Source organism: Streptomyces sp. NPDC111628 (genome assembly GCF_055635195.1).
Genome location: NZ_JBVKBZ010000006.1, coordinates 159,530 through 183,474 on the forward strand (window position 1 = coordinate 159,530; position 23,945 = coordinate 183,474).

Annotated in this window: 21 protein-coding genes and 6 pseudogenes; 17 read left to right on the forward strand and 10 right to left on the reverse strand. The window is 69.0% G+C overall.

Going from position 1 to position 23,945, the window contains the following annotated elements; translation table 11 throughout:
- The first annotated feature begins 157 nt into the window (after positions 1–157).
- From ACZ7MF_RS30185 to ACZ7MF_RS30225, 9 genes and pseudogenes are all read left to right on the forward strand, one after another.
- Entirely contained in the window at positions 158–2,230 is a 2,073-nt protein-coding gene (locus ACZ7MF_RS30185) for an APC family permease (RefSeq protein WP_471481434.1), read from the forward strand.
- 60 nt (positions 2,231–2,290) lie between these two features.
- Complete coding sequence (locus ACZ7MF_RS30190) at positions 2,291–3,655, forward strand: class I SAM-dependent RNA methyltransferase (protein ID WP_356862501.1); 1,365 nt, start codon at positions 2,291–2,293, stop codon at positions 3,653–3,655.
- 158 nt (positions 3,656–3,813) lie between these two features.
- Positions 3,814–4,152: pseudogene (locus ACZ7MF_RS30195) on the forward strand (transposase); the annotation flags it as partial.
- A 40-nt stretch (positions 4,153–4,192) separates the two neighbouring features.
- Positions 4,193–4,519, forward strand: a pseudogene (locus ACZ7MF_RS30200) (RHS repeat-associated core domain-containing protein); the annotation flags it as partial.
- Positions 4,468–5,364 (forward strand): hypothetical protein, encoded by an 897-nt coding sequence (locus ACZ7MF_RS30205; RefSeq protein ID WP_471481436.1) that lies wholly within the window; start codon positions 4,468–4,470, stop codon positions 5,362–5,364. The pseudogene ACZ7MF_RS30200 and the gene ACZ7MF_RS30205, both read left to right, overlap by 52 nt.
- Positions 5,365–5,378: 14 nt before the next feature.
- Entirely contained in the window at positions 5,379–5,864 is a 486-nt protein-coding gene (locus ACZ7MF_RS30210; RefSeq protein ID WP_385931227.1) for a hypothetical protein, read from the forward strand.
- Positions 5,861–6,325 carry a DUF1877 family protein gene (locus tag ACZ7MF_RS30215; protein WP_471481438.1) on the forward strand — a complete coding sequence of 155 codons (465 nt, stop codon included), beginning with the start codon at positions 5,861–5,863 and terminating at the stop codon, positions 6,323–6,325. Before ACZ7MF_RS30210 ends, ACZ7MF_RS30215 begins: the two co-directional genes overlap by 4 nt.
- A 577-nt stretch (positions 6,326–6,902) precedes the next feature.
- Positions 6,903–7,082, forward strand: a pseudogene (locus ACZ7MF_RS30220) (ribbon-helix-helix protein, CopG family); the annotation flags it as partial.
- Complete coding sequence (locus ACZ7MF_RS30225; RefSeq protein WP_471481852.1) at positions 7,056–7,433, forward strand: type II toxin-antitoxin system death-on-curing family toxin; 378 nt, start codon at positions 7,056–7,058, stop codon at positions 7,431–7,433. The pseudogene ACZ7MF_RS30220 and the gene ACZ7MF_RS30225, both read left to right, overlap by 27 nt.
- 160 nt (positions 7,434–7,593) lie before the next feature.
- On the opposite strand, the gene ACZ7MF_RS30230 is transcribed toward ACZ7MF_RS30225, so the two are convergent.
- Genes ACZ7MF_RS30230 through ACZ7MF_RS30245 form a run of 4 tightly spaced genes read right to left on the reverse strand, consistent with a single transcriptional unit; the run spans position 7,594 to position 12,705 of the window.
- Complete coding sequence (locus ACZ7MF_RS30230; RefSeq protein WP_471481440.1) at positions 7,594–8,658, reverse strand: hypothetical protein; 1,065 nt, start codon at positions 8,656–8,658, stop codon at positions 7,594–7,596.
- Positions 8,655–10,643, reverse strand: coding sequence for a hypothetical protein (locus ACZ7MF_RS30235; protein ID WP_471481442.1), 1,989 nt, complete (start codon positions 10,641–10,643; stop codon positions 8,655–8,657). The genes ACZ7MF_RS30230 and ACZ7MF_RS30235 overlap by 4 nt, the downstream gene beginning before the upstream one ends.
- The gene (locus tag ACZ7MF_RS30240; protein WP_471481444.1) at positions 10,640–11,392 is read right to left on the reverse strand and encodes a toll/interleukin-1 receptor domain-containing protein; all 753 of its coding nucleotides are present in this window, start codon (positions 11,390–11,392) and stop codon (positions 10,640–10,642) included. Before ACZ7MF_RS30240 ends, ACZ7MF_RS30235 begins: the two co-directional genes overlap by 4 nt.
- Positions 11,389–12,705 (reverse strand): helix-turn-helix domain-containing protein, encoded by a 1,317-nt coding sequence (locus tag ACZ7MF_RS30245; protein WP_471481446.1) that lies wholly within the window; start codon positions 12,703–12,705, stop codon positions 11,389–11,391. The genes ACZ7MF_RS30240 and ACZ7MF_RS30245 overlap by 4 nt, the downstream gene beginning before the upstream one ends.
- 276 nt (positions 12,706–12,981) lie before the next feature.
- Here ACZ7MF_RS30245 and ACZ7MF_RS30250 point away from each other — a divergent pair, with 276 nt between their 5' ends.
- Positions 12,982–13,473, forward strand: coding sequence for a DUF2975 domain-containing protein (locus ACZ7MF_RS30250; RefSeq protein WP_471481447.1), 492 nt, complete (start codon positions 12,982–12,984; stop codon positions 13,471–13,473).
- Positions 13,473–13,694, forward strand: a complete 222-nt coding sequence (locus tag ACZ7MF_RS30255; RefSeq protein WP_471481449.1) for a helix-turn-helix domain-containing protein — start codon at positions 13,473–13,475, stop codon at positions 13,692–13,694. The genes ACZ7MF_RS30250 and ACZ7MF_RS30255 overlap by 1 nt, the downstream gene beginning before the upstream one ends.
- Before the next feature lie 31 nt (positions 13,695–13,725).
- Here ACZ7MF_RS30255 and ACZ7MF_RS30260 read toward each other — a convergent pair.
- Positions 13,726–14,526, reverse strand: a pseudogene (locus tag ACZ7MF_RS30260) (glycosyltransferase); the annotation flags it as partial.
- A gap of 31 nt (positions 14,527–14,557) precedes the next feature.
- A pseudogene (locus tag ACZ7MF_RS30265) lies at positions 14,558–14,961 on the reverse strand (SDR family NAD(P)-dependent oxidoreductase); the annotation flags it as partial.
- A gap of 114 nt (positions 14,962–15,075) precedes the next feature.
- Between ACZ7MF_RS30265 and ACZ7MF_RS30270 the strand changes: the two are divergent.
- Both ACZ7MF_RS30270 and ACZ7MF_RS30275 read left to right on the forward strand, forming a co-directional pair.
- A pseudogene (locus ACZ7MF_RS30270) lies at positions 15,076–15,453 on the forward strand (NUDIX hydrolase); the annotation flags it as partial.
- A gap of 42 nt (positions 15,454–15,495) precedes the next feature.
- Positions 15,496–16,155 carry an MSMEG_1061 family FMN-dependent PPOX-type flavoprotein gene (locus ACZ7MF_RS30275; protein ID WP_471481853.1) on the forward strand — a complete coding sequence of 220 codons (660 nt, stop codon included), beginning with the start codon at positions 15,496–15,498 and terminating at the stop codon, positions 16,153–16,155.
- 123 nt (positions 16,156–16,278) lie between these two features.
- On the opposite strand, the gene ACZ7MF_RS30280 is transcribed toward ACZ7MF_RS30275, so the two are convergent.
- Positions 16,279–17,712 (reverse strand): endo-1,4-beta-xylanase, encoded by a 1,434-nt coding sequence (locus ACZ7MF_RS30280; RefSeq protein ID WP_471481451.1) that lies wholly within the window; start codon positions 17,710–17,712, stop codon positions 16,279–16,281.
- A gap of 379 nt (positions 17,713–18,091) precedes the next feature.
- Here ACZ7MF_RS30280 and ACZ7MF_RS30285 point away from each other — a divergent pair, with 379 nt between their 5' ends.
- On the forward strand, positions 18,092–19,519 hold the full coding sequence (locus tag ACZ7MF_RS30285) for a non-reducing end alpha-L-arabinofuranosidase family hydrolase (RefSeq protein ID WP_471481453.1): 1,428 nt from the start codon (positions 18,092–18,094) through the stop codon (positions 19,517–19,519).
- Here the strand turns inward: ACZ7MF_RS30285 and ACZ7MF_RS30290 are convergent.
- Complete coding sequence (locus ACZ7MF_RS30290; protein ID WP_471481455.1) at positions 19,503–20,678, reverse strand: PP2C family protein-serine/threonine phosphatase; 1,176 nt, start codon at positions 20,676–20,678, stop codon at positions 19,503–19,505. The two genes, ACZ7MF_RS30285 and ACZ7MF_RS30290, sit on opposite strands and share 17 nt — an antisense overlap.
- Positions 20,679–20,941: 263 nt before the next feature.
- On the opposite strand from ACZ7MF_RS30290, the gene ACZ7MF_RS30295 reads away from it, so the two are divergent.
- Together ACZ7MF_RS30295 and ACZ7MF_RS30300 are read left to right on the forward strand one after the other, a co-directional pair.
- A complete protein-coding gene (locus ACZ7MF_RS30295) occupies positions 20,942–21,586 on the forward strand; it encodes an RNA polymerase sigma factor (protein WP_471481457.1) in 645 nt (214 codons plus the stop codon).
- 77 nt (positions 21,587–21,663) lie between these two features.
- Positions 21,664–22,476: a hypothetical protein gene (locus tag ACZ7MF_RS30300; protein ID WP_471481459.1), complete on the forward strand. Its 813-nt coding sequence runs from the start codon at positions 21,664–21,666 to the stop codon at positions 22,474–22,476.
- Here ACZ7MF_RS30300 and ACZ7MF_RS30305 read toward each other — a convergent pair.
- Both ACZ7MF_RS30305 and ACZ7MF_RS30310 read right to left on the reverse strand, forming a co-directional pair.
- Positions 22,460–23,005, reverse strand: coding sequence for a phosphatase domain-containing putative toxin (locus ACZ7MF_RS30305; protein ID WP_471481461.1), 546 nt, complete (start codon positions 23,003–23,005; stop codon positions 22,460–22,462). The genes ACZ7MF_RS30300 and ACZ7MF_RS30305 overlap by 17 nt on opposite strands.
- The gene (locus tag ACZ7MF_RS30310) at positions 23,002–23,610 is read right to left on the reverse strand and encodes an MBL fold metallo-hydrolase (protein ID WP_471481462.1); all 609 of its coding nucleotides are present in this window, start codon (positions 23,608–23,610) and stop codon (positions 23,002–23,004) included. The genes ACZ7MF_RS30305 and ACZ7MF_RS30310 overlap by 4 nt, the downstream gene beginning before the upstream one ends.
- A gap of 192 nt (positions 23,611–23,802) precedes the next feature.
- Between ACZ7MF_RS30310 and ACZ7MF_RS30315 the strand changes: the two genes are divergently transcribed.
- On the forward strand, positions 23,803–23,943 hold the full coding sequence (locus ACZ7MF_RS30315; RefSeq protein ID WP_356857305.1) for a hypothetical protein: 141 nt from the start codon (positions 23,803–23,805) through the stop codon (positions 23,941–23,943).
- The last annotated feature ends 2 nt before the right edge of the window (positions 23,944–23,945 follow it).

Here is a 23,945-nt window from a genome sequence, read left to right on the forward strand (position 1 = left end):
GCGCTTGTCGGGTAAGCAGTCATATAGCCATGCGAATGCCGTCACCTGCGGAATCCGCAGCCGGAGCACTCCCCGAATTCACCCGTAGAGCAGACTGTGTACGGATCGGGGGTGGCGGTGGGGCGGCCGCCCGTTCGAACGCTTACGATCCTCTGTTGTGTCCAAACTGACCGACGTGCCCAAGCGGATCCTCATCGGGCGCGCACTGCGCAGCGACCGGCTGGGCGAAACGCTCCTGCCGAAACGCATCGCGCTTCCCGTGTTCGCGTCCGACCCGCTGTCCTCCGTGGCGTACGCGCCCGGCGAGGTGCTGCTCGTCCTGTCCATCGCGGGCGTGTCGGCGTACCACTTCAGCCCGTGGATCGCGGTCGCGGTCGTGGTCCTGATGTTCACCGTGGTCGCCTCCTACCGGCAGAACGTGCACGCCTACCCGAGCGGCGGCGGCGACTACGAGGTGGCCACCACCAACCTCGGACCCAAGGCCGGTCTGACCGTCGCCAGCGCCCTGCTGGTCGACTACGTCCTGACCGTCGCGGTCTCCATCTCCTCCGGCATCGAGAACCTGGGCTCGGCGGTCCCCTTCGTCGTCGAGCACAAGGTCCTGTGCGCGGTCGCCGTGATCCTGCTGCTCACCCTGATGAACCTGCGCGGGGTCAGGGAGTCGGGCACCCTGTTCGCGATTCCGACGTACGTCTTCGTCGCGGGCGTCTTCATCATGATCGTGTGGGGCGCCTTCCGCGGCCTGGTCCTGGACGACACCATGCGCGCCCCGACCGCGGACTACCAGATCAAGCCGGAACACGGCGGTCTGGCCGGCTTCGCCCTGATCTTCCTCCTCCTGCGGGCCTTCTCCTCCGGCTGTGCCGCGCTCACCGGCGTCGAGGCGATCTCCAACGGCGTCCCGGCCTTCCGCAAGCCGAAGTCCAAGAACGCGGGGAACACCCTCGCGATGATGGGCCTGCTCGCCGTCACCATGTTCTGCGGCATCATCGCGCTGGCCTCCGCGACCGACGTGCGGATGTCGGAGAACCCGGCCACCGAGCTCTTCCACAACGGCGTCGCCGTCGGCGCGGACTACGTCCAGCACCCGGTGATCTCGCAGGTCGCCGAGGCGGTCTTCGGCGAGGGCAGCTTCCTGTTCATCGTGCTGGCCGCCGCCACCGCGCTGGTCCTCTTCCTCGCCGCCAACACCGCGTACAACGGCTTCCCGCTGCTCGGCTCGATCCTCGCCCAGGACCGCTACCTGCCGCGCCAGCTGCACACCCGCGGCGACCGCCTGGCCTTCTCCAACGGCATCGTGCTCCTCGCCGGGGCCGCCATGCTCCTGGTCGTCGTCTACGGCGCCGACTCGACCCGCCTGATCCAGCTCTACATCGTCGGCGTCTTCGTGTCCTTCACGCTCAGCCAGATCGGCATGGTCCGCCACTGGAACCGCAACCTGGCCGGCGAGCGGGACCAGTCCAAGCGCCGCCACATGATGCGCTCCCGCGCGATCAACGCCTTCGGCGCCTTCTTCACCGGCCTCGTCCTGGTCGTGGTCCTGGCGACCAAGTTCACGCACGGCGCCTGGGTCGCGCTGCTCGGCATGTGCATCTTCTTCGCGACCATGACGGCGATCCGCAAGCACTACGACCGGGTCGCCGAGGAGATCGCGGCCCCGGAGGACCCCGAGGAGGCACAGAGCGACGACATGGTGCGCCCCTCCCGCGTCCACTCGGTGGTCCTGATCTCCAAGATCCACCGCCCCACGCTCCGCGCCCTCGCCTACGCCAAGCTCATGCGCTCCGACAGCCTGGAGGCGCTCAGCGTCAACGTCGACCCGGCCGAGACGAAGGCGCTGCGCGAGGAGTGGGAGCGCCGCGGCATCGCCGTACCGCTGAAGGTCCTGGACTCGCCGTACCGCGAGATCACGCGGCCGGTCATCGAGTACGTCAAGGGCCTGCGCAAGGAGTCCCCGCGCGACGCGGTCTCGGTGATCATCCCCGAGTACGTGGTCGGCCACTGGTACGAGCACCTGCTGCACAACCAGAGCGCCCTGCGCCTCAAGGGCCGCCTGCTGTTCACGCCGGGCGTCATGGTCACGTCCGTCCCCTACCAGCTGGAGTCCTCCGAGGCCGCCAGGCGCCGGGCCCGCAAGCGCCAGGACTGGAGCGCGCCCGGCGCGGTCCGGCGCGGGCCGGCCCACCACCAGCACCAGGACCGTACGAAGGACTCCTCCTCGTCCACGTAGACTGGACGGCTGCTGTCCTTTGTCATCCCTGTCGTCCCCGTTCTCTGGAGTCACCCCGCCATGCAGGCAGAACCGAAGAAGTCGCAGGCGGAGAAGCGAGCCGTGTCCGAGGCGGTCTCGCTGGTGGGGGAGGAGTACGAGGTCGAGATCGGCCCCGTCGCCCACGGCGGCCACTGCATCGCCCGTACGTCCGAGGGGCAGGTGCTGTTCGTCCGGCACGCGCTGCCGGGCGAGCGGGTCGTGGCCCGGGTGACGGAGGGCGAGGAGGGCGCCCGCTTCCTGCGCGCGGACGCGGTCGAGATCCTGGACCCCTCCAAGGACCGCATCGAGGCCCCCTGCCCCTTCGCGGGCCCCGGCCGGTGCGGCGGCTGCGACTGGCAGCACGCCAAGCCGGGCGCCCAGCGCCGCCTGAAGGGCGAGGTCGTCGCCGAGCAGCTCGAGCGGCTGGCGGGCCTCACCCCCGAGGAGGCCGGCTGGGACGGCACGGTGATGCCGGCCGAGGGCGACAAGGTGCCGGCCGGCCAGGTCCCGTCGTGGCGCACGCGCGTGCAGTACGCGGTGGACGCGGAGGGCCACGCGGGCCTGCGCAAGCACCGCTCCCACGAGGTCGAGCCGATCGACCACTGCATGATCGCGGCGGAGGGCGTCAGCGAGCTGGGCATCGAGGCGCGGGACTGGACGGGCATGGAGTCCGTCGAGGCGATCGCGGCCACCGGCTCCCAGGACCGCCAGGTCATCCTGACCCCGCGGCCCGGCGCCCGCCTGCCCATCGTCGAACTGGACCGCCCGGTCTCGGTCATGCGCGTCGGCGAGAAGGACGGTGGCGTCCACCGCGTCCACGGCCGCCCCTTCGTCCGCGAGCGCGCCGACGGCCGCACCTACCGGGTCGGCTCCGGCGGCTTCTGGCAGGTCCACCCGAAGGCCGCCGACACCCTGATGACCGCGGTCATGCAGGGCCTGCTGCCCCGCAAGGGCGACATGGCCCTCGACCTCTACTGCGGCGTCGGCCTGTTCGCCGGCGCCCTCGCCGACCGGGTCGGCGACCAGGGCGCGGTCCTCGGCATCGAGTCCGGCAAGCGCGCCGTCGAGGACGCCCGGCACAACCTCGCCGCCTTCGACCGCGTCCGCATCGAGCAGGGCAAGGTCGAGTCCGTCCTGCCCCGCACCGGCATCGACGAGGTCGACCTCATCGTCCTCGACCCGCCCCGCGCGGGCGCCGGCCGCAAGACGGTCCAGCACCTCTCGACCCTGGGCGCCCGCAGGATCGCCTACGTGGCCTGCGACCCGGCCGCGCTGGCCCGTGACCTGGGGTACTTCCGGGACGGGGGGTACCGGGTGCGGATGCTGCGGGTGTTCGATCTGTTCCCGATGACCCACCACGTGGAGTGTGTCGCCATCCTCGAACCGGCCGCGAAGGGCTCCTGACCTGCGGCTTTGCCCGTGCGCATTATGTGCGGTGTGGGCGTTACGGGCGATATCTTGACGCTGAAATGACGCTCGTGACGCTCATTTGACGCTCGTTCTGATGGGCTGTCAGGTGTTCGTTTCTGCAAGTGACGCTGCGCCGGGCGCGGCGGTTCGCCGAGTTCGCCGACGCCTGGGGCAGAAAGTATCCGGCGATCGTGAAGCTGTGGGAGAACGCCTGGGAGGAGTTCACCCCCTTCCTGCGGTTCGACGCCGAGATCCGCAGGATCGTCTGCACCACGAACGCGATCGAGTTGGTGAACGCGCGGATCCGCCGGGCGGACAAGGCCCGCGGACACTTCCCCAACGAGCAGGCCGCCCTGAAGTGCGTCTACATGGCGATCATGTCCCTCGACCCAACCGGCAAGGGCCAGGCCTGCTGGACCATGCGATGGAAGACCGCACCGAACGCCTTCGACATCACCTTCGACTGCCGCCTGTCAGCCGCCCGTCAGTAACCTCAACCACCCCAGTTACACCGAACGTTCGACAGACCCGAACCCCTTCGGGTTCACCGGTCAGCTCAACGGCCAGGTGCTCACCGGAAAGCAGGACCTCCGCGCACGCACCTACGACCCCGCGACCGGTCGCTTCACCGGGCGCGACCCGATCGGCCTGCGCGTGAGGCCGCCCCCACCCGCCTCACCGACCCCAGTGGCGAGGACCCCGCACCCGGCAACGGCTGGTGGATCGGCGCCCGCGGCAGCTACCAGCACAACTTCGCCCTGCGGATGGCCTACGAGCAGGAGGTCGCGCAGCACGGAGCCGAGAACGTGTACGCGGACCTGCCCGGAGCCAACGCCGTCTGGGGTGGGAAGACGATGACCTATCCCACCTACTGGTCCGACATCGCCGAGCCGGACCTCGTCGTGGCAGGGGTTCCCACACCCCAGGGTGCGGGATTCGCCATCTGGGACGTCAAGCCCGCCTCGACCTACGGACGCAGCCGCACGGCATCCGTGAACAAGCTCGCCGGCTACATCCAGGGCTTCCACAACGAGTTCGGCTGGCCCGTGGTGGCCGGTGACCCGATCGTTCCCGAAGCGCGCCCCTACCCGAAGGACCCGAACGGTGACGAAGGGGTCATGCTCATCTTCAATGGCGCTGAGTGGAACCACTTCGGCATCCCGGATGTCGCCCCCAACCACCGCTACCCCGACTTGGACATTGCTCCACTCGGTGAGACCGACGGCCTGATCTACTACAAACTGGACAAACTCCAGCGGGAGAAGGGCCGGGGCCGTTGGGGTGCCGCCCTGAGCGAGTTCCACGCACAGGGTGCCGAAGTGGGCAGCTCCCAGGTCTGGGTGTGCCGACCCACGGGCATCCCGAACTTCGCCAGCAACCCGCTGCAGGTCATCGGCACGACAGGAGGTGCGAACACCTCCAGCCTGGCCAGTCGCACCGCCCTGTCCGGCTATGGCCCCGGGCCCCTGGCGGCCATTGACCCCATGCCGTTCCGTCCCGTCGTACACTCCCACATCGAGAGCCGCGTGACGGGGATGTCCATCGACTTCTCCCTCAGAGGACTCGCCGGAGCAACCGTCTCCACGGTGCTCAACGGCCTGGCCATGGGAAGTCCCGCCGGAATGGTGGGACGTACCGCGGTCGTGGGCGCGGGGCGGATCATTACTCCCGTACTCGAAGAACTGTTTGTACTCGCTGCGTGAAAGGACCACGGCGGGTGGGGATCGCATTCGTGATGCGTCGAGTCGAAGCAGATGTGTACGAAAGGATGACGGCGGAAGGTTTCCTGGACGACTTCAAGAAGGAGGAGCGTGGAGTCGGCGAGACGTGGGACGTTCTTGCCCGGATCCTCGCCCACGGGTTTATCGAATCCCCGCACACGCATGCCCTCGCCATCTTGGGAGGCAGCGCGGTGCCAGGGGTGGAGAAGGCGAGGGCGCGGATTCTTTCGCCGGCTGAAGTCGTAGCAGCGAGCGGGCTTCTCAACGTCTTCATCGACAAGGTGATTGAAAGGCGGCATGAGCAGGTCGACTTCACCGGGGCCCAGGGCGCGGGCGCGGACGGCGCCCCGGTGATCAGCGTCGATGACTGCGTCCGCGCGTTTCGCCGTCTCCGGAAGTTCTACGCCAAGGCAGCAATCCATGGAGAGGGCATGGTCCTTCTGTTCGCCGAGGCCCCCTCCTCCACCGAGGAGGCACGATGAGTGCCGAGTTCACCATGCGGCGCATCTCGCCAGACGTTTACGACCGAATGATGCGTGGCGAGTCGCCCTTCCCGTACAGGTATGTCGCCGAGAGCGGGCAAGTCGCCAAGCGCTGGGAGATCACGGCCGTGATCCTGGCCAACGGGAACCAAGCAGATCCGGGCCCCGCCGTGGCGATTGTCGGTGGGCGCAGGGTCCCCGGCGAATCGGACGATCACGGTGGAACGCGAGCCTTCTCGGCCGCCGAGGTGGTGACAGTCGCTCAGGCGCTGGAGGCGTTCTCGGAGGACGAGTTCCAGCGGCGCTTCGAGTGCTTGGACTTCACGGGTGTTCTCGGCGCCGAATCAGACGGCCGTCCGGGCCACGGCATCGACATCTACCTCGATTGCCTCCACCACCTCCGAGCCTTCTACGGTGCGGCAGCGCGGGCAGGCAACGCGATGATGCTGTGGCTCGCCTGAACGGGCCCTGTTCGAATCGGCGCACCACGGCTCCGGAAGCCGGATATTTCGTTCATGTGCGGGTTCCGGTTCATGCGGTCCTCCCACCCCGGGCACGATACCCGGGGTCATGCCCGGGGCTTCCGCAGGAGTTTCGGGTGTCTTGAGAGAGCTGGACCCTCCGGACTCCGTTGTGTCGTCCTGGTCATCCCTGCAGCGATCACGCCCTGAGCGGGGCGCTAACCGCGCAGAGACCCGACGCCACTGTCTGCACTGGTTCGCCGAACGTTCCGTCGCTTCCCTTGGTGTCTGTGCCTTTTCATGCCGCAAACAGCTACCTCGGTGCTGTGTGTCAGTTTCGCGCACGTAATGCTCACAGCGCCCGTAGTGCACAGGGCCGCTTTGTCCAGACACCGTTCTCGTGAGCGGCTGACCTGCGAAAACTTCCACATGTTTCTGTACCGCATGTTTCGCGATGACGCATCACGTGGAGTGCGTGGCGATCCTGGAGCCGGCGGGCAAGGGTGGCTGACCCGCGGACTCGTATGGGAGTACGACCCGACCGTGCCATTTGATACCTGCTTGGCATCATCTCCGTATGGCGACGACACTCCGGCTCCCCGACGATCTCGACGCGGAGCTCACCGAGCGGGCCCGCCGGGAGGGACGGAGTAAGCAGGAACTCGCCATCGAGACCATCCGTGACGCCCAGAACCGGGCCGAGCTGCAGGTCGACGACATCCTGGCCGAGCTGGTGAACAGCGATGCGGAGATCCTGGCCATCGCCCGAGCAGTCAACGGCGCCGAGCACAGCGTGCGTGACATGGGCCTTCTCGTGTCGGCGATCGAGCGACCCCGGACGAACGTGTTCGGGGCCGAGCTCTGTCCCGCGCTGCACGAGAAGGCGGCGGCGCTGCTGCACTCCGGCGCCCGCAATCACGCGCTGATCGACGGCAACAAGCGCACCGCCTGGCTCGCCATGCGTGTCTTCCTGCGGCCTGGTGGCCCGGCTCCCCGTTTCCTGACTGACTGCCTCAGGGCGGCCAGAAACGGGCGGGCTGACCTGGTCCAGGAACGCGTGGTGCCCTCACTGCGCCGGCACTACTGGAGATCCGCGCGATCGACGTGATCCACGGGGAAGGGCAGCCCAGCACGGTGCCCGACGGGACGACAGGGCCGTGCTGGGACTCCACCGCTGATGCGATTGTCCACCGTGTCGAACGTGTCGAGGTCCGCGTGGTGGCGCCCGGCGCCGCGAGTACGGCAGTTCGCTGTCCATGTGCCTTCTCCTAGGCGAGGGACGAGCCGGAGGCGGACGCCTCGTCGTCCAGAGCGGGGGATGCCGGCGGATCGAAGTGGTGCTGGATCTCCTCGGCGGTCTCGTGGCGGTTCTGCTCCTTGATGAGGCCGGCGATCTGTGCCGCGAGCATCGGGCGGCGTACATCACCATCGGTGAAACCGATGCTGTCGAGGAAGTCGGAGAGACGCATCGTGGCTGTCTCCCGTCCCTGCGGCGCTGAGGGAGGCTGTGCCTCGGGAAAGTCCGACGTCGTCGGCTCGCCGGCTTGCTGAGAGATCAGATGCTGAAGCCGTTCGGGAATGTCGGTGTCATTGGCCGCCGAGGTCAACTGAGCGAGCAGGGCCAGGTCGTTCACCGTATGCTCCACATGCTCGTCGTTCTTGGTGAGCCACCAGACCACCGCGCTGCCGGTGTTCTTGAGGACGTCCTCGCCCAGGTACCGGCGCCTGCTCTGCTCGTACTTGCGCTGGTGGGCCCAGACTTCCTCGTCCTTGCGTACGTCGGCCAGCTTGTCTAGGCGCTCCTGGTCCTGCTGCACCAGGACGAGCCGGATGTTCTCCGCCATCGCCTGGAGGTGCCCGGTGGACTCGGGCGCCATCCGACTGAGGGCGCCGGACAGTTCCTGCTCGACGAGTGAGGACCGGACCGGTTCTCGTTGCTCGGTGATGATGCGGGCCCGCTTCAGGATTGCGTCGACGGCGAGGCCCGCCGGGTTGAGAACGGGAGCACTCGTGGGAGCGTCGACCAGGTACCAGCGCACCGTCGCGGAGAAGACGAAGTCGTAGTCGGGCCACTTGCTGGGCAGCACTACCTGGTTGACACGGTGTTCTGTGCGTTCCACGGGGGCGGCCGTGAGCTGCTCCTCGAAAGCCACCGGCACGGTGCCGCGGCGTATCGAGGCGAGCCGGAAGACGGCCGCGGGGACGACGAGCAGGAGTACTGCCAGCAGTGGCCAAGCCCATGCGGGCCACCGCTGCGTCAGACCGACGATGCTCAGCAGAAGAGCGCTCAGAACGGTGAGGAAGACGGTTGTGGTCTTCCGTGCGGTGGTCATGGTCGAGTCCCCCTGGGTGAGATCGTCGGCGGTGTGGCCGAAGCGATGTTTTGAGCCGCGCTGATCTTGTGCAGCAGCAGACCGGTGGTCTCCGCGGCTCGCGCCGCATCTCCCGGACCGGTGCGCTCGGCGTCGCGGGCGCACGCGTACAGCAGAGCGAAGGCCTCGCCCCGTTTCTCCGTGCACCGCTGTGCTGCGCTGACGAGGAGGTCGAGCAGGAGCCCACTGTGTGGTCCGGTGCCGGCGGCCGCCCGGTGGAGCCAGCGTCGTGCTTCGGCCTGCCACTGCGGAGGCGGCAGTTCGGTCAGTACCGCGTGCCAGCAGGTTGTCAGGGAGCGCTGCGCGCTCTGCTCGTCGATCAGCGCGTGCGAGGTGCCGGAGTGGAGTGTCAACAGTTCGGGGTCGCTGGCCTGGAGGAAGATCCCGAGATGGGCAGGTGAGAAGTCGGAGCGGGCGAGACGGTCGAGCAGCACGCGGTGGAGCCTGCGGCTGCGCGCCACGAGATCGCACAGCGCTTGCCGGGCACGCGTCGTGCCGCGCTCACGCCGGGCCAGGTGGTAGAGCCTGACCAGGGCTTGATCCGGATGACTGGTCGCGAGGACGTCGGCACAGACGCGGACCAGCACCCGCGCGAGTTCCCCGTCGAGGCGCCCGTTGGCGCACCACTGGTAGATCTGCCGGCGAAAGTCCCTGGCATGCACCGGGTCCGCCAGGCCGCGGGTGAGCGCATGCACGGCCGCTTCCAGACGAGGCCGGCTCGTCGTACCGGTACTCCAGCGTTCGACGAGGTCCCCCAGTTCGTCCGCACGTCCGGTCCGAAGGTATTCACCGGCCACCCGTTCCACCAGGCTGTCGCGTACGAGGGTGACGACGTGCGGGTCGTTCAGCTCCACCACCCTCGCGGCCCAGGTGCCCAGGTGGGGGCGGAGATCGGGCATGTGGTCCCAGACATGGGCGCGGACGGCTGAGTCGAAGTCCAATTTCTCGAACCGGACCTGTCCAGTGATGGTGGCAGTGGCCGAGATGTCGAGGAGTCGCTCGGCGAGGTCTCGCTGCTGCAGCGGCGAGACGCCCTCCGACGGGGGCCCGAGGAGGCTCAGCAGTTGCTCGGCCGCGCCGTGAACGACATCGGCATGCGCCCCGTGCAGCATGGACACGGCGATCAGCAGGGCTCGTTGCGGGGCTTCCCGCAACTTGGCGACGAGCGCGGCGGCGTCCCGCCGTCCGTCGTTCCGCGCCCGCCCGGCCGTCTCGCACCACTGAGCGAATCCGTCTCCGGGCTGGCCGGCATCGCGTGCCCGGCGCACCAGGTCGGCGAATTCCGCGATCTCCCGCATCGGCCTGTCAGCCGTGAGGAACCCGGTGACGGTGCCGTCCGGCCGGAGATACTGCTCAGGCGGCACACCGTGCAGGCGCAGATGCCGCCGGAAGACGCCGATACCGGATGGCCGTTCGAGCACCACGCGGCAGTACTGCAGGTCCGGTTCGAGCACGCCTCGATGCGGCATGACCACGACCAGATGGGCCCGCTGCTCGTGGACGGCCTTGCGCAGCGCCGGGAGGTCGGCCTGAGCTGCGGCCCAGCGGCGGTCGTCCGCGGCGGACAGGTCCAGCAGCAACTGGTCACCGGCCCCTACCAGAGCGGGGTCGTGGAGGGAGAGTTCGTCCTCCTCACCGGCCGGAAGTTCGCGGAAGACACCACAGTCCCGGTGGTGTTCGTGGAGCAGTACGCGGGCCACGGCCGACCGGCCGATGCCCGGGACACCGTCCAGGACGACGGTGCCGGAGTCTGCGAGTACGGCACGAGCCTCGCCCATGCGCGGCGGAGCGACCAGTACATAGCGCAGTCGGCGGAGTTGGTCCTCGGCGACTCGACGGAAGGCCTGTTTGTCCGAGTCCCGCAACTGCATGCCGATATAGACGTCGCCGTTGCCCGATACCGTGACGCCCGAGTCCCGGACCCAGGTGCCGGTGCGCTGGATCACCGGTCCTCGTCCTCGTGACCGTCCCGTTCACCGAACCGGTGCTGGATGGCGCCGTGGTGGTCACCCTCGAAGTACGTCATTCCGTCACCCGAGAAGTGACGGTCGCCCGAGACATGACGTGAATGCGAGTAGATGTTGCCGTTCCCGGTGTGGACGGGACCGTGGGCGCCCTTGACGACCGTGCCGACGTCGCCCGTGAAGCCACGGCTCTGTACGGCTGTACCGTTCACAGCCCCGATGGAATTGGTCATACTGCCCGGCGCGGGCGTCCCCGCCTCGGTCCCTGACCCGTCGTCGAGGCCGGGAATCAACTCGGCCATCAGATCACCGATGCGCGCGACACACACGTCTGTGTCACCGGAGTCGAACGCGATGGACTGGAGATCGGCGAGCCGTCGTAACGAGGGCGGGAGATCGGCCCTGCTCAGCCGGCTGGTTTTGCGTCCGTCCAGAACGGGGACCACTGGGACCTCACACCGGAAGGCCTCCTCGATCTCCTTGCGCACCCAGTCCTCGGGATCATCCAGCCGGGTACGGAAGTTCGTCCAGTCCGGTCCGATGATGGCCAGAAGTACGGAACTGCGCCGCACAGCGGTCAGTAACCGTTCGGGCCAGCTCTCGCCGGGGACGATGGACTGTGACGCGTGAAACGCGTGTCCCGGGCCGAAGCGGTGCGACAGCCCCTGGCGGAGCAGGGCTGCTGTCTTCTCTCCGTCCCCGGTACGGTAGTTGATGAAGATCTCGCTCATGACGGTGACTCCTCAAGGGGGGTGGTCGGGCGGGACAAGGTGCCGAGCCGCGGTGCCAGTCGGCGTACCAGAGGGTGGTCCGGGTAGCGGCCCAACACTCGGGCGAGCCGCCGGAGATCGGTCGTGACGGTTGCCGAGCGGACCGCCGTCACGCCGTCGAGCAGTGGCTCCGTCAGCGCGCAGGCGTGGTCGATCTCGCCGGCGGAGGCATAAGCGAGTGCGCGGCGTACGCCGTACCGCACCTGCGTACGCACCGCGCCGCGGCCGACCTGAGTGAGCTGCCGATCCAGTTCCTCGCCCGCTTCGCGCGGCCGCCCGAGATCGACGAGGCACCAGCCGGTGACCATGCCGACCGGATCCGGAAGATGCATGGGGCCGATCACCGGACCGTCGGCTTCGTCGTCCCGGCGGGCGAGCAGAGTACGAGCCCGGTCCAGGGCACGGAGACAGGCGTCGACATCACCGGCGAGCGCATGACCCTGCGCTTCGCGCTGCGCGGCGAGACCGCGAATCCGTGACGGCAGTACGCCGCTCTGCGCCCGGCGGGCCAGCGCGATCGTCTGCTCGGCGTCCTCCCGGTACAGCGTGATCAACGCCCTGCGGACCAGCGCATAACCGGCCAGTGCCTGATCACCGCCGACGGCGGCCAGGTCGACCGCACGCTGCGTCCACCACAGCGCCGCACGCTCGTTCCCGGTCTCCTGCACCAGCCAGCCCACGTACTCGGCGTATCGGGAACCGAGCGCCAGCAGGTGTCGCCTGGTGCCGCTGTCGCTCTGCGCCGACAGTTCCCGGAGTGTGTGTGTCTGCGTGATCAGGACGGGCAGGAGCAGGCCGGGTTCCACGGCCTGACCGAGTCTGCGGTAGTGCGTGAACAATAGGCGTGAGGCTTCCAGCATGCCGGCGCCGGCGCCGGCGGCGGGGGACGCCGGACTCGATCCGTCCGACCTCCAGGTCATCAGCGAGGCGACACCGGCATTCATCACCTCGCGCCGGCCCACGGGCCCGAAGGAGCTCGGGCCGTTCGGTGACAACTGCATCATCCAGTTCTCCTCCTCGACCCGGCCTGGCGCCGACACGGCAGGTGAGTCGACAGCGACGGGAGTGCTCAGGGCGATCAGTGCGCCGTCCGCACCGAGTGCGGCGTCGCACAGCCGCGCGAGATCACGGCTGGGTGCCTTGATGTCCCGTTCGACCTTGCTGAGCTGCGCCTTGCTGTAGTGCACGAGACCGGACAGGTCCGTCAGGCTCAGTCCGGCCTCCAGACGCCGCTTCCTCAGTTCCTCGCCGAACGGGGTGGACAGATGTGGCACGGGAACCTCCCAAACCCGGTCGTCCGGGCCGAGGGGTACTGCACGAACAGTGCGGCACCAACTCCCGGACGGACAAGGCGATCGAAGCCGTTTCCCGTTTCCTTCTCCGACGGCGGGGCGCGGCAAGCCTCGCCGTCGAATTCCGAACGCACTGTCCCTTTGGCGAGGGGCCTCTCGTGCGCACTGGGCGCACCGCCGCGGCTTCCCTGTCTCAGTCCTTGCTCTAGCTATCGAAACTCGATAGATTCACATCGCATCTCGATGGAATGGTGGGTCATGGGAAAGCTGACAGTGCGTGCGCTTCGTGCCGTGCTCGGGGTGACGCTCGTCGGCACCGTCTTCGTGCAGGCAGGGATGGTGTGGGTGTTGGTCAGCGGGAGCGACCCGGAGGACGGGTCGCTCCCGCTGACCCCGCTGCGCGTGATCACGGTCCTGGGCATGGTGTCGGTCCAGGTCGCTGTGGTCTGTGTGTGGCGGCTGGTGACGATGGTGCGGCGCGGAACCGTGTTCTCCCACGCCGCCTTCCGGTACGTGGATGGTGTGATCGGCGCGATCGTGGCGGCCGCCCTGTTGTGGTTGGCGGTCACGGTCCTCAACGCGCCGGGTCAGCGGGACGACCCGGGCGTCACCGTGATCATGGGCGGGGTGGGTATGGCCATCCTGGGGGTCGCGCTCATCGTGCTCGTGCTGCGGACGCTGCTCGCCCAGGCCGTCGCGCGCGACGTGGAAGCCGCACGGATGCAGGCCGAGTTGGCCGAGGTGATCTGATGCCCATCGTCGTCGACATCGACGTGATGCTGGCCAAGCGGAAGATGTCCGTGGGCGACCTCGCGAACTGCGTGGGAATCACGCCCGCCAATCTGGCGGTACTCAAGAACGGCCGCGCCAAGGCGGTGCGCTTCGCGACGCTCGCCGCGCTCTGCGAGGTGCTCGACTGCCAGCCGGGCGACCTGCTGCGTTGGGAGGCCGAGCCTGCCGCGGGCGGATGACGTGTCCCAGCGGGTGCGAGGCGGCTCGGTCTCAGGTGTCGGTCAGTTGATGGATGGTCTTGAGTGTCTCCCGGGCTCCGTTCTCGGTTGCCATGTGTTGTGCCACCCTTGCGGCGGCTCGGCTGTGTGACTGGTGTTTCACCGCCTGGTGGGGATGGTGACGGCGGGTACTCCGGCGCGCAGTGCGGCGGCGGAGGTGCCGGCCCCGCCGTGATGGACCACCGCGGCCAGGCGTAGGAACAGGAGCGTGTGGTACGTCCCCGACAGTGAGTACGTCGTCCCCGTCGGCGGCGAGTCCAGCGCTGCCGGCCTGGAGGATGCCGCGCAGCCCGGCGCGGCGCAGGGCGTGCACCGCGAGCGGTGCTCAGCCGTTCCCCGTGGCCGGAGGCCATGCTGCCGAAGCCGACGAGGACGGGCCGGGGTCCGGCGGCCAGGAAGTCCTCGAGGGCGGCGGCCAGCCGGTCGGCCGGGTCGTGACGGGGCCACCAGTTGCCCACGACGTCCAAGCCGGGGTGCCAGTCGGAGGGGCGGGGCACCAGGACCGTGCTGAAGCCGTGCAGGATGGGCCATTTCGCCTGTTCCTGGCGTCGGCGCACCTCGGAGGGGGAGGCCGGAGGGAGGGCGAGGCGGTGGCGCAGTCGGGCGGCGGCCTGTGTGTAGACCGGTCGGCCATGCGCAGGGCGAAACGTCCGGTTGCCCGGTTGGCGAGCGGGCCCAGTGAACGGGAACCGGTCACGACGGGTGGGAAGTCGCCGGTCGGCGCGGTGGGCTGGAGGTACACGCCGAGGCTCGGTGTGCCGGTGGCCTCGGTGAGGTGCCGGCCGAGGGGGGCGTGGTGGCCGACGCAGGAGGAGAACCGTGACTGCGTAGAAGGCGTCGTGTGCGTCCGAGCGGTGGCGGCCCGGTGTTCCGCATGCGGAGACCATCGTCACGACGTCGGGTGTGTCCGAGTTGAGCAGGAAGGGGAGGAAGCACCTCGTGGTCAGGACCGTGCCAGTGGCTGCCGAGGCGATGGTGTCCACGACGTCGGCGTCGGTTGCCGACAGCAGGTCCGGCCCCGTGAGGTAGCGGGAGCCGTTGTTGACGAGTACGTCGACGTGGTCGGTGTGTTCCGCGACGCCGGAGGCGAAGTCGCGGATCGAGGCGGGATCCGTCAGGTCGCAGGCGAAGGCGTGCACCCGCTGGTGTCCGCGAGGCGGATGGTCAGGGTTCGTCCGAAGTCCCGGCCGGCGGCCGTGATGACGACGCGGTGGTTGTCCCATCTCATGGTGACGTTCCCCAGACGCCGGTTCGTGGATCGGGCGGTGCCGTGTGCCGCGGCTCTACGCTATCGGTCATGGTCGCTCGCGAACGGTCGTTCACGGTCAACGATGATGTTGAGATGCCCAGCCCCGGTGCGGACGAGGTCTGGACCGTCGGCGCTGTCATCCTCAATCGGGAAGGTCGTGCCTTTGCCCAGAAGCGGAGCCGGGACCGTCGCCTGTTCCCCGGGGCCTGGGACATCGTGGGCGGTCATGTCGAGGAGGGCGAAACGCTTCTGGAGGCACTCGCACGTGAAGTCGAGGAGGAGACCGGCTGGCGCCTGACCCGCGTGCGGCGGTTCCTGGGCACCACGACCTGGACGGGGGACGACGACGGCGGCCTGCGTCACGAGGCCGACTACCTGGTCGAGGTGGAGGGCGACCTGGACCACCCGAGGCTGGAATGGTCCAAGCACTCCGCCTACGACTGGTTCGGCCCCGGCGATCTCACCCGCCTCAAGGAGAACCGCGGACCAGGGGAGTACCTGATCCACGACCTGATAGCCGGTGCCGTTGCCGGCTCGCTTTTCGACTTGCTCCAGGCGGACGCCCTCACCAGCCCGGACCAGCTGCGCGAGCTCTACCCGCAGCCGAACCCGAACTCGCTGCGCAAGGAGACCGACCGCCTGACCGAGGAGACCCGGGCGCTGATCGGCTGTTCCTCACTGGTGTTCATCGGCAGCGCGGACCGCGAGGGCCGGGCGGACGTGACGCCACGTGGCGGCCCGGCCGGGTTCGTCTCGGTGCTGGACGAGCAGACCCTGGTGATCCCCGACGCGACCGGCAACAAACGGCTCGACACCCTGCACAACGTGCTGGAGACCGGACGCCTGGGGCTGCTCGTCCTCGTCCCCGGCCGCCCGACCACGCTGCGGATCAACGGACGCGCCTGTGTTTCGGCACGCCCGGAGCTGCTCGCCCGCCTCACTCCCGTCGGAAAGCCGCCGGCCACCGCGCTGGTGGTGCAGGTCGAGCAGGTCTATCCGCACTGCCCGAAGTCACTGATGCGCGCGGACGCCTGGCGACCGGAACGGTGGCCGTCCGCCGACGCCCAGCCGACCAGCGCCGAGGTGACCCTGGCGCAGCTGAACCTGCCCGGCCTGACCCTGGACCAGATCGAGGAGGCCGAACGGGAGTCGTTGCGCCTGCGCTACGAATGACGAGCCGTCCAGCAGGCGGGGTGTCAGCTCCACCACTCGGGGGAGGAGTTGGCGGTGAGCAGACCGGTCGCGAGGGTCGCCGCCCGCACGGCGGTGACCCTCGCGACCGTCAGTACTGTCCGGTCAGGTGCGGGTCCAGCGTTGGTTGCTGCCGTTCGAGCAGGAGTAGAGCTGGATCTGGGTGCCGTTGGCGGTGCCGCTTCCGACGGCGTCGAGGCAGAGGCCGGACTGGACGCCGACGATGGATCCGTCGGAGCCGAGGCGCCACTTCTGGTTGTCGCCGCCCCAGCAGCCGTAGATCTGGACCTTGGTGCCGTTGCCGGTGCCTGCGGCGTCCAGGCACTTGTCGCCGTAGACCCGGAGCTCGCCGGCGTCGGTGTACGCCCACTGCTGGTTGGTGCCGCTGTGGCAGTCCCAGAGCTGGAGCTGGGTGCCGTCGGAGGTGCTGGCGTCGGGCACGTCGAGGCAGCGGCTCGAACCGACGCCCTTGATCTGTCCGCCGTCCGCAGGGGGCTCCGAGGAGTCGCCACCGTTGAGTGCGTCGAGGACGGCGGTGTACGCGGCCTTCTTGCTGCCGTCGTTGTTGAACAGCAACGGCGTCTGCTCCGATCGCCAGGAGTCGCTGTCGCGCACACCCCAGACGGTGATGCCGAGGCAGCGCGAGACGGCCAGGCAGTCGTTGGTCACGTTGGCGTAGGTCGAGGCCGGGGCGCCCTGGATGTCCAGTTCGGTGATGGCCACGTCGACGCCGAGGGCGGCGAAGTTCTGCAGGGTGGTGCGGAAATTGCTGTTGTAGGGGCTGCCGCTGTTGAAGTGCGACTGGAAACCGACGCAGTCGATCGGCACGCCGCGCGACTTGAAGTCCCGCACCATGTTGTACATGGCCTGGGTCTTGGCCCAGGTCCAGTTCTCGACGTTGTAGTCGTTGTAGCAGAGCTTGGCGGACGGGTCGGCGGCACGCGCAGTGCGGAAGGCGACCTCGATCCAGTCGTTTCCGGTGCGTTGCAGGTTGGAGTCCCGCCGGGCTCCCGAACTGCCGTCGGCGAAGGCCTCGTTCACGACGTCCCACTGGACGATCTTGCCCTTGTAGTGGGCCATCACGCCGTTGATGTGGTCGATCATCGCCTGGCGCAGTGCGCTGCCGCTGAGGCTCTGCATCCAGCCGGGCTGCTGGGAGTGCCAGGCCAGGGTGTGGCCGCGCACCTGTTTGCCGTTCTGCACCGCCCAGTTGTAGACGCGGTCGGCGGAGCTGAAGTTGAACTGGCCGCGCTGCGGTTCGGTGGCGTCGATCTTCATCTCGTTCTCGGCCGTCACCATGTTGAACTCACGGCCCGCGATCGACGTGTACGTCGAGTCGCCCAGCCTGCCCGAGGCGATGGCGGTGCCGAAGTAGCGACCGCTCTGCGCCGCCGCGGCGCCGAGCGTGCTCTCGGCGGCGTGTGCGGTCGGCGGCGCGACCAGCGCGGTGGCCGTGCCGAGGACGCCGACGACCAGCGCCAGCAGCAGGCCGTGGATCTTGTGACGGACAGTGGATCTGGGAAGGGCATACGAGCCCATGACTGTGCCTCCAAGGTTGACATCACGGGAAGCCGCCGCCCGGCCTGTTCGAAATATCGAGACGTGGCCGGTTTCTCAGACAGGAATCATTGAGGGGTTGACGATGCATCGTCAACGCCCCGGATGGGAAAAGTTTCAGTTTCTTGGTCGAAACTTTCGAGATCGTTGATCGGTCCGGGCGGGTGGGCGGCGACCTCGGGAGGGATTGAATTCCGCCAGGTCTCCGTGGTTGGGGCGCCCGGAAATGTTTCGACGTCGATGGCGACACGTGCGAAGGGTATTGACGCCGTTCGCCGGCTCCCTATCATTCAGGGCGCTCGACACTTCGACCCTTGTTCGACTTCTCGAACAAGCTGGGCTCTGAATGGAGGAAGTCCCCATGCACAGAGGAAGTTTGAGTCGCAGGCAGCCGTCTGCGGTGCTCGCCGCCGTGGTCGCGGCCCTGGCCGCCTTGGCGGCGCTGCTCGTCACCACCGCCCCGGCTCAGGCGGCCACCAGTGGCGCCTTGCGCGGTGTCGGTTCCCAGCGGTGTCTCGACGTGCTGGGCGCCGACCAGGCCAACGGTGCGCACCTGCAGATCTACGACTGCTGGGGCGGGACCAACCAGCAGTGGACGCTGACCGACGACGATCAGCTGACCGTCTACGGCGACAAGTGCCTGGACGTTCCGGGCCACGCCACCACGGCCGGTACCCAGGTGCAGATCTGGAACTGCTCCGGCGGCGCGAACCAGCAGTGGCGGGTGAATTCCGACGGCACGGTCGTCGGCGTGGAGTCCGGGCTGTGCCTGGAGGCCGCGGGCGCCGGCACGGCCAACGGCACGGCGGTGCAGCTCTGGACGTGCAACGGCGGCGGCAACCAGAAGTGGACCGGTCTGACCGGTACGCCGCCGACGGACGGCACGTGTGCTCTCCCGTCGACGTACCGGTGGTCCTCGACCGGAGTCCTGGCGCAGCCGAAGAGCGGGTGGGTCGCGCTGAAGGACTTCACCACGGTGACGCACAACGGCAGGCACCTGGTCTACGGGTCGACCTCGTCGGGGTCGTCGTACGGCTCGATGGTGTTCAGCCCCTTCACCAACTGGTCGGACATGGCGGCGGCCGGTCAGAACGCGATGAGCCAGGCCGCGGTGGCGCCCACGCTGTTCTACTTCGCGCCCAGGAACATCTGGGTGCTGGCGTACCAGTGGGGTTCCTGGCCCTTCATCTACCGCACGTCCAGCGACCCCACCGACCCCAACGGCTGGTCCGCTCCGCAGCCGCTGTTCACCGGGAGCATCTCCGGCTCCGACACCGGCCCGATCGACCAGACCCTGATCGCCGACGGCCAGAACATGTACCTGTTCTTCGCCGGTGACAACGGCAAGATCTACCGGGCGAGCATGCCGATCGGGAACTTCCCGGGCAACTTCGGTTCCTCGTACACGACGATCATGAGCGACACCAAGGCCAACCTGTTCGAGGGCGTACAGGTCTACAAGGTCCAGGGTCAGAACCAGTACCTCATGATCGTCGAGGCGATGGGGGCGAACGGGCGCTACTTCCGTTCCTTCACGGCCTCCAGCCTGAACGGGTCGTGGACCCCGCAGGCCGCCAGTGAGAGCAACCCCTTCGCGGGCAAGGCCAACAGCGGGGCCACCTGGACCAACGACATCAGCCACGGTGACCTGGTCCGCGACAACCCCGACCAGACCATGACCATCGACCCGTGCAACCTGCAGTTCCTCTACCAGGGCAAGTCCCCGAACGCGGGCGGGGACTACAACTCGCTGCCGTGGCGGCCGGGTGTCCTCACCCTCCAGCGCTGACCTTCCCGATGGACGGTGACGCCGTACGGTGCGGTGAGCGGCGTACGGCGAGTACCGCCAAGTCGTCCTGCTGCGGGCCCTCGGTGTAGGCGTGGACATCGTCGACGAGTGCGTGGGTGAGCCGGCCCGCGGTGATGTCGACGTGGCCGGCGAGGCGTGTCTCCAGCGGGTAGAAGGTGCCGGCGGGGGAGCGGGCCTCGGTGAGACCGTCGGTGCACAGCAGCAGCGTCGCCCCGGCGGGAAAGGGGAACCAGGACACCGTGCGCGGCTCGTCGACGAGGTCTGCCAGGCCGAGCGGCGCATGCTCCGTCCCGCCGCCCACCGCGGTGACGGTCCCGTCGTGCAGCAGGTAGGGCGGGATGTGGCCGCACGTGACGAGCTGGGTCTCGGTGCCGGTGTCCACCGCCAGGACGACGGCGGTGACGAACCGGTCCGGCTCACCGCGCTGTTCCGCGTAGCCGTTGTGCCGGACCACCGCGGCCTCCAGCGAGTCCACGAGCGCGGTGACCGTCGGTTCGCGGTGGGCGGCCTCACGGAAGGCACCGACCACGTCGATGGCCATGCCGATGGCGGGGAGTCCCTTGCCCTGGACGTCGCCGATCAGTACCCGGGTGCCCCAGGGGGTGGCCGCCACGTCGTAGATGTCGCCGCCGACGAGTTTGTCCTGCTGCACCGGCTCGTACACGCCGTCCACGAGTACGTCGTCGGTGAGCAGCGGCAGCGGACGCAGGATCTGCCGCTGCATCGCGGCGGCGGTCGACCGCAGACGCACCAGCGTTGCCTCGCGCGTGATGCGCAGCCAGGATCCGTAGACGGCCAGCGCGCCGAAGCCGAGGGCGAACAGGGCCAGGGTCACCCGGTCGGCGAGCTGCTCCGTGGACAGGGCCACGGGCACGATGACGACGATGCTCACCCAGGCGGAGACGAACGTGGTCTGGCGCGGGGTGCACAGCGCGGAGGCGAACGCGGGGAGGAACACGAGCAGCCCGATCAGGAGCACGGCGGTCTCGGTCACCGCACCGAGGATGACCGTCACCACCGTCGCCGCGACCGTGACCAGTGCGACGATACGCGTGGGGGGCGTGCGGATCGAGGTGCCGTCCTCCAGGTCCGCACCGCCCTTCACAGGGGCCGGTGCCGCACGCGACGGACGGAACATGCGCGCAACCTCCAGCGGCGGTGGGTTCGGGCGGTGGGTTCGGGCGGTGGGTTCGGGCGGTGGGTTCGGGTGGTGCGATCGGGCGGTGTGTTCGTTGCGGTGTGTTCGGTGGGGGGAATGCCGCATGCGGCGACAGACGGGCGTCCTCGATCATCCGATCCGGTTGAAGTGCCGCAGGGAGGCTGGCCGTACCCGTGCCGAAGTGCGTCCGCCCGGGTGATTGCGGCGGGAACCTTCGGCCGGCTGCCGGACATGGACAGGGTATGGAACTGAACGACGCCGGTCCTGCCGTACCGGTCGGCCGGGTGTCCGACCGGGAGCTGTGGGCGAGGGCCGTCGACGGCGATCGCGAGGCCTTCGGCCGGATCTTCGACCGTCACGGGAAGGCCGTCTACAACCATCTGTTCCGGCGGACGGCCGACTGGTCCGAGGCCGAGGACCTCACGTCCACGGTGTTCCTGCACGCCTGGCGACGGCGGTCGGAGACGGTGCTCGACCGCGACTCGGCGCTGCCGTGGCTGCTGGGCATCGCCAACGGCCAGCTGTCGAACACCAGGCGGCGGCTGAGACGGGCCGAGGCGTTGCTGCACCGGCTCGTCTCGCACGAGGAGTCGGTGGGCGACCACGCGGACCGCGTCGCCGGGCTGGTCGACGACGAGCGCCGCATGTCGGAGATCCACCGGGCGCTGTCCCGGCTGCCGCGGCACGAACGCGAGGTCGTCGAACTCTGTGTCTGGTCGGGCCTCGACCAGCAGGCGGCCGCGGCGGTGCTGAAGGTGGCGGTGGGAACCGTGAAGTCCCGACTGCACCGGGCGCGGCGCAGGCTGGGTGCCGACCTCGGCGGAGCCGCGGCCCCGCCGCCGTTCAGTTCCAGTAATCCCGTCAACGAGAAGGAGGTCGCACGATGAACGACCCGCAGGGCGTTCCCGCGGCTCCTTCCGATCGTGATCTGCCGGACCACCGGCGGACCCGAGAGGAACTACTGATGAAGATCGGTCCAGAGAACAACGGGGCCTCGTCGCGGCGGAGATGGGGACTCGGGTGGGGCGTGCCGCTCGGCGTCGCCACCGGGGTGACGGCGGTGAGCGTCGCGGCCGTGGTCGTCCTCGGCGGATCGGGGAGCGCCGGACCGAGTACCGCCGACCCCTCGCACGGCGGCGCAGGCCCGGCCAACTCCACTCCGGCACCGAGTCCGAGCGCATCGTCCTCGCCCGGCGGGACCTCGCCCGAGGCCGGCTTCACCGTCACCGACGCGACCACGACCCCGATCGACGCCGGGACCGCCACCCGGATCCTCTCCTCCTGCCTCGGGGCGGACGCGTCGCGGTACCACGCCGTCGTCGCGGTCCGTACGCCCCTCGCCACCGAGGACTGGGACGGCGTGGTCGTCGCCGTCGACTCCGCCGGCCAGTACGTGCAGTGCCAGTCGAAGGGCGACAAGGGCACCAGCCAGGACTCCCCGCCCACCTTCATCAACGACCGCCTGTGGGGCACCGGCCGCATCGTCGAGTACTTCGACTCCATGCTCGTGCCCGCCGGGGAGGGGAAGTACCTCAGCCTGGGCGCCGGACACTACTCGTCCGACGTCGCCAGGATCACCGTCAGCTACGGGGAGGACCCGAAGCAGTACCCGGCCCGCATGGCCGACGGCGCGTTCGTCTACGGGGCCGCGCTCTCCCCGGACACGCCGCCCGGCCCGCGCTACACGGGCCCGAGCCCCTACGTCCATGCCTACGACGCGTCGGGCCGGGAGATCTACAACCAGGCCGAGGACCCGAAGTTCACCGACCGGCAGTAGGGCCGCCGTCCTGGCCCCGCGGGGAGATCCGGCGGGAGAACTCCAGTGTCCAGGCGTGCTGTTCCTCGGTGTCCGGCACCTTCGCGCGCCGAGCGCGTCGCACGGCGGCCCAGGCGGTCTCCGGTGCCGAGCCCTCCAGCATCATCAGGCAGACCGCGATCACGGAGGATCGGCCGATGCCGCAGCGGCAGTGTGCGACGACATGGGCGCCCGTCCGCAGCCCCTCGGTCAGCTCCCGCAGCGGCGGCAGCACCGCGGGCACGGACGGGACCGTGAAGTCGGGGACGGGCAGGGCGACGAACCGCAGTCCGGCGGCCTCGGCGAGGCGGGGCTCGTCGGCGAGTCCCAGTTCGGTGCGCTCCGCCTCGGGGAGGGCGCAGACGACCACGTCGACGCCGGCGTCGCGCAGGGCCGCCATGTCGGCGGCCAGGTGCGCGCCGCCGCGCGGCCGCGCCATGGTGCTCAGCCGGCCCGGCCGGTGCGGACGGTCGACGGTGTGGAGGACGGGGCCGGACGGCTCGGGCGTCATGCGGACACTCCCGGCGCGAGCCAGCGGTAGCGACCGCCGCACTCGTCGGTGAGCCAGCCGTTCAGGCTGCTCAGGCCGCGCTCGTTGACCTGGCCGTCGTGGATGCCGAAGGCCCGTTCCGGGTCGGCGGCGCGGACGAAGTCGATGGCCTCGTCCGTCTTCATCCACGACCCCTGAAGGGGGACCAGCAGGGTCTCCACCGGCCGGTCGGGCAGATGGAGGGAGTCCCCGGGGTGGTAGAGGCGGTCGTCCACGAGATAGCCCAGGTGCGCGCAGTCCGGGCGATCGCCGTAGATGCGCGCGTGCCGCCCGCCCCGGGGGGTCACCCGGAATCCGGCCGCGGTGAATTCCTCGCCGGCGACGACACCGTTGAAGTCCAGTCCCGGGAGTCGCGCCGACCTGGGGGCGTAGACGGGCACGTCCAGGCCCTTCAGCCGCAACAGGTCGACATGGTCGTTGTGTTCATGCGTGACCAGGACCGCGTCCGCGCCGGCGAGCGCCTCGGGCTCGCTCCACACACCGGGATCGACGACCAGTGTGCCGCCCTCGTGCTCCAGGCGGACGCAGGAATGGACGTATTTGATAATCCGCACCCAGGTGAGCATAGCCCGAGGGATACGCGGGGCGCCTTCGGCCAGTGGCCAAAAACGTCCTCCGCGGTGGTTCTGAAGGGCCCAGGCCGAGCAGTGCGTTTCCGTGGGAGCCCGGCGTTCCGCGGGAGCGACATCGCGTCAACTTGACTGCACGTCCCCAGAGTTCACCTTGTGGCAAGAGTGGCTTGCGGTTAGCTTCATCTCATGGACACATCAAACGAGAAAACCGAGGAACTGGCCGACCTGGCCGAGCTGGAATTCTCTCCGATCAGCCCGGAGGAAGCCGCTGACCTGGATGACCGGGTGTACCTGCTCGGTGTCCGCCCGGAGTTCGTGAACCGTTAGGG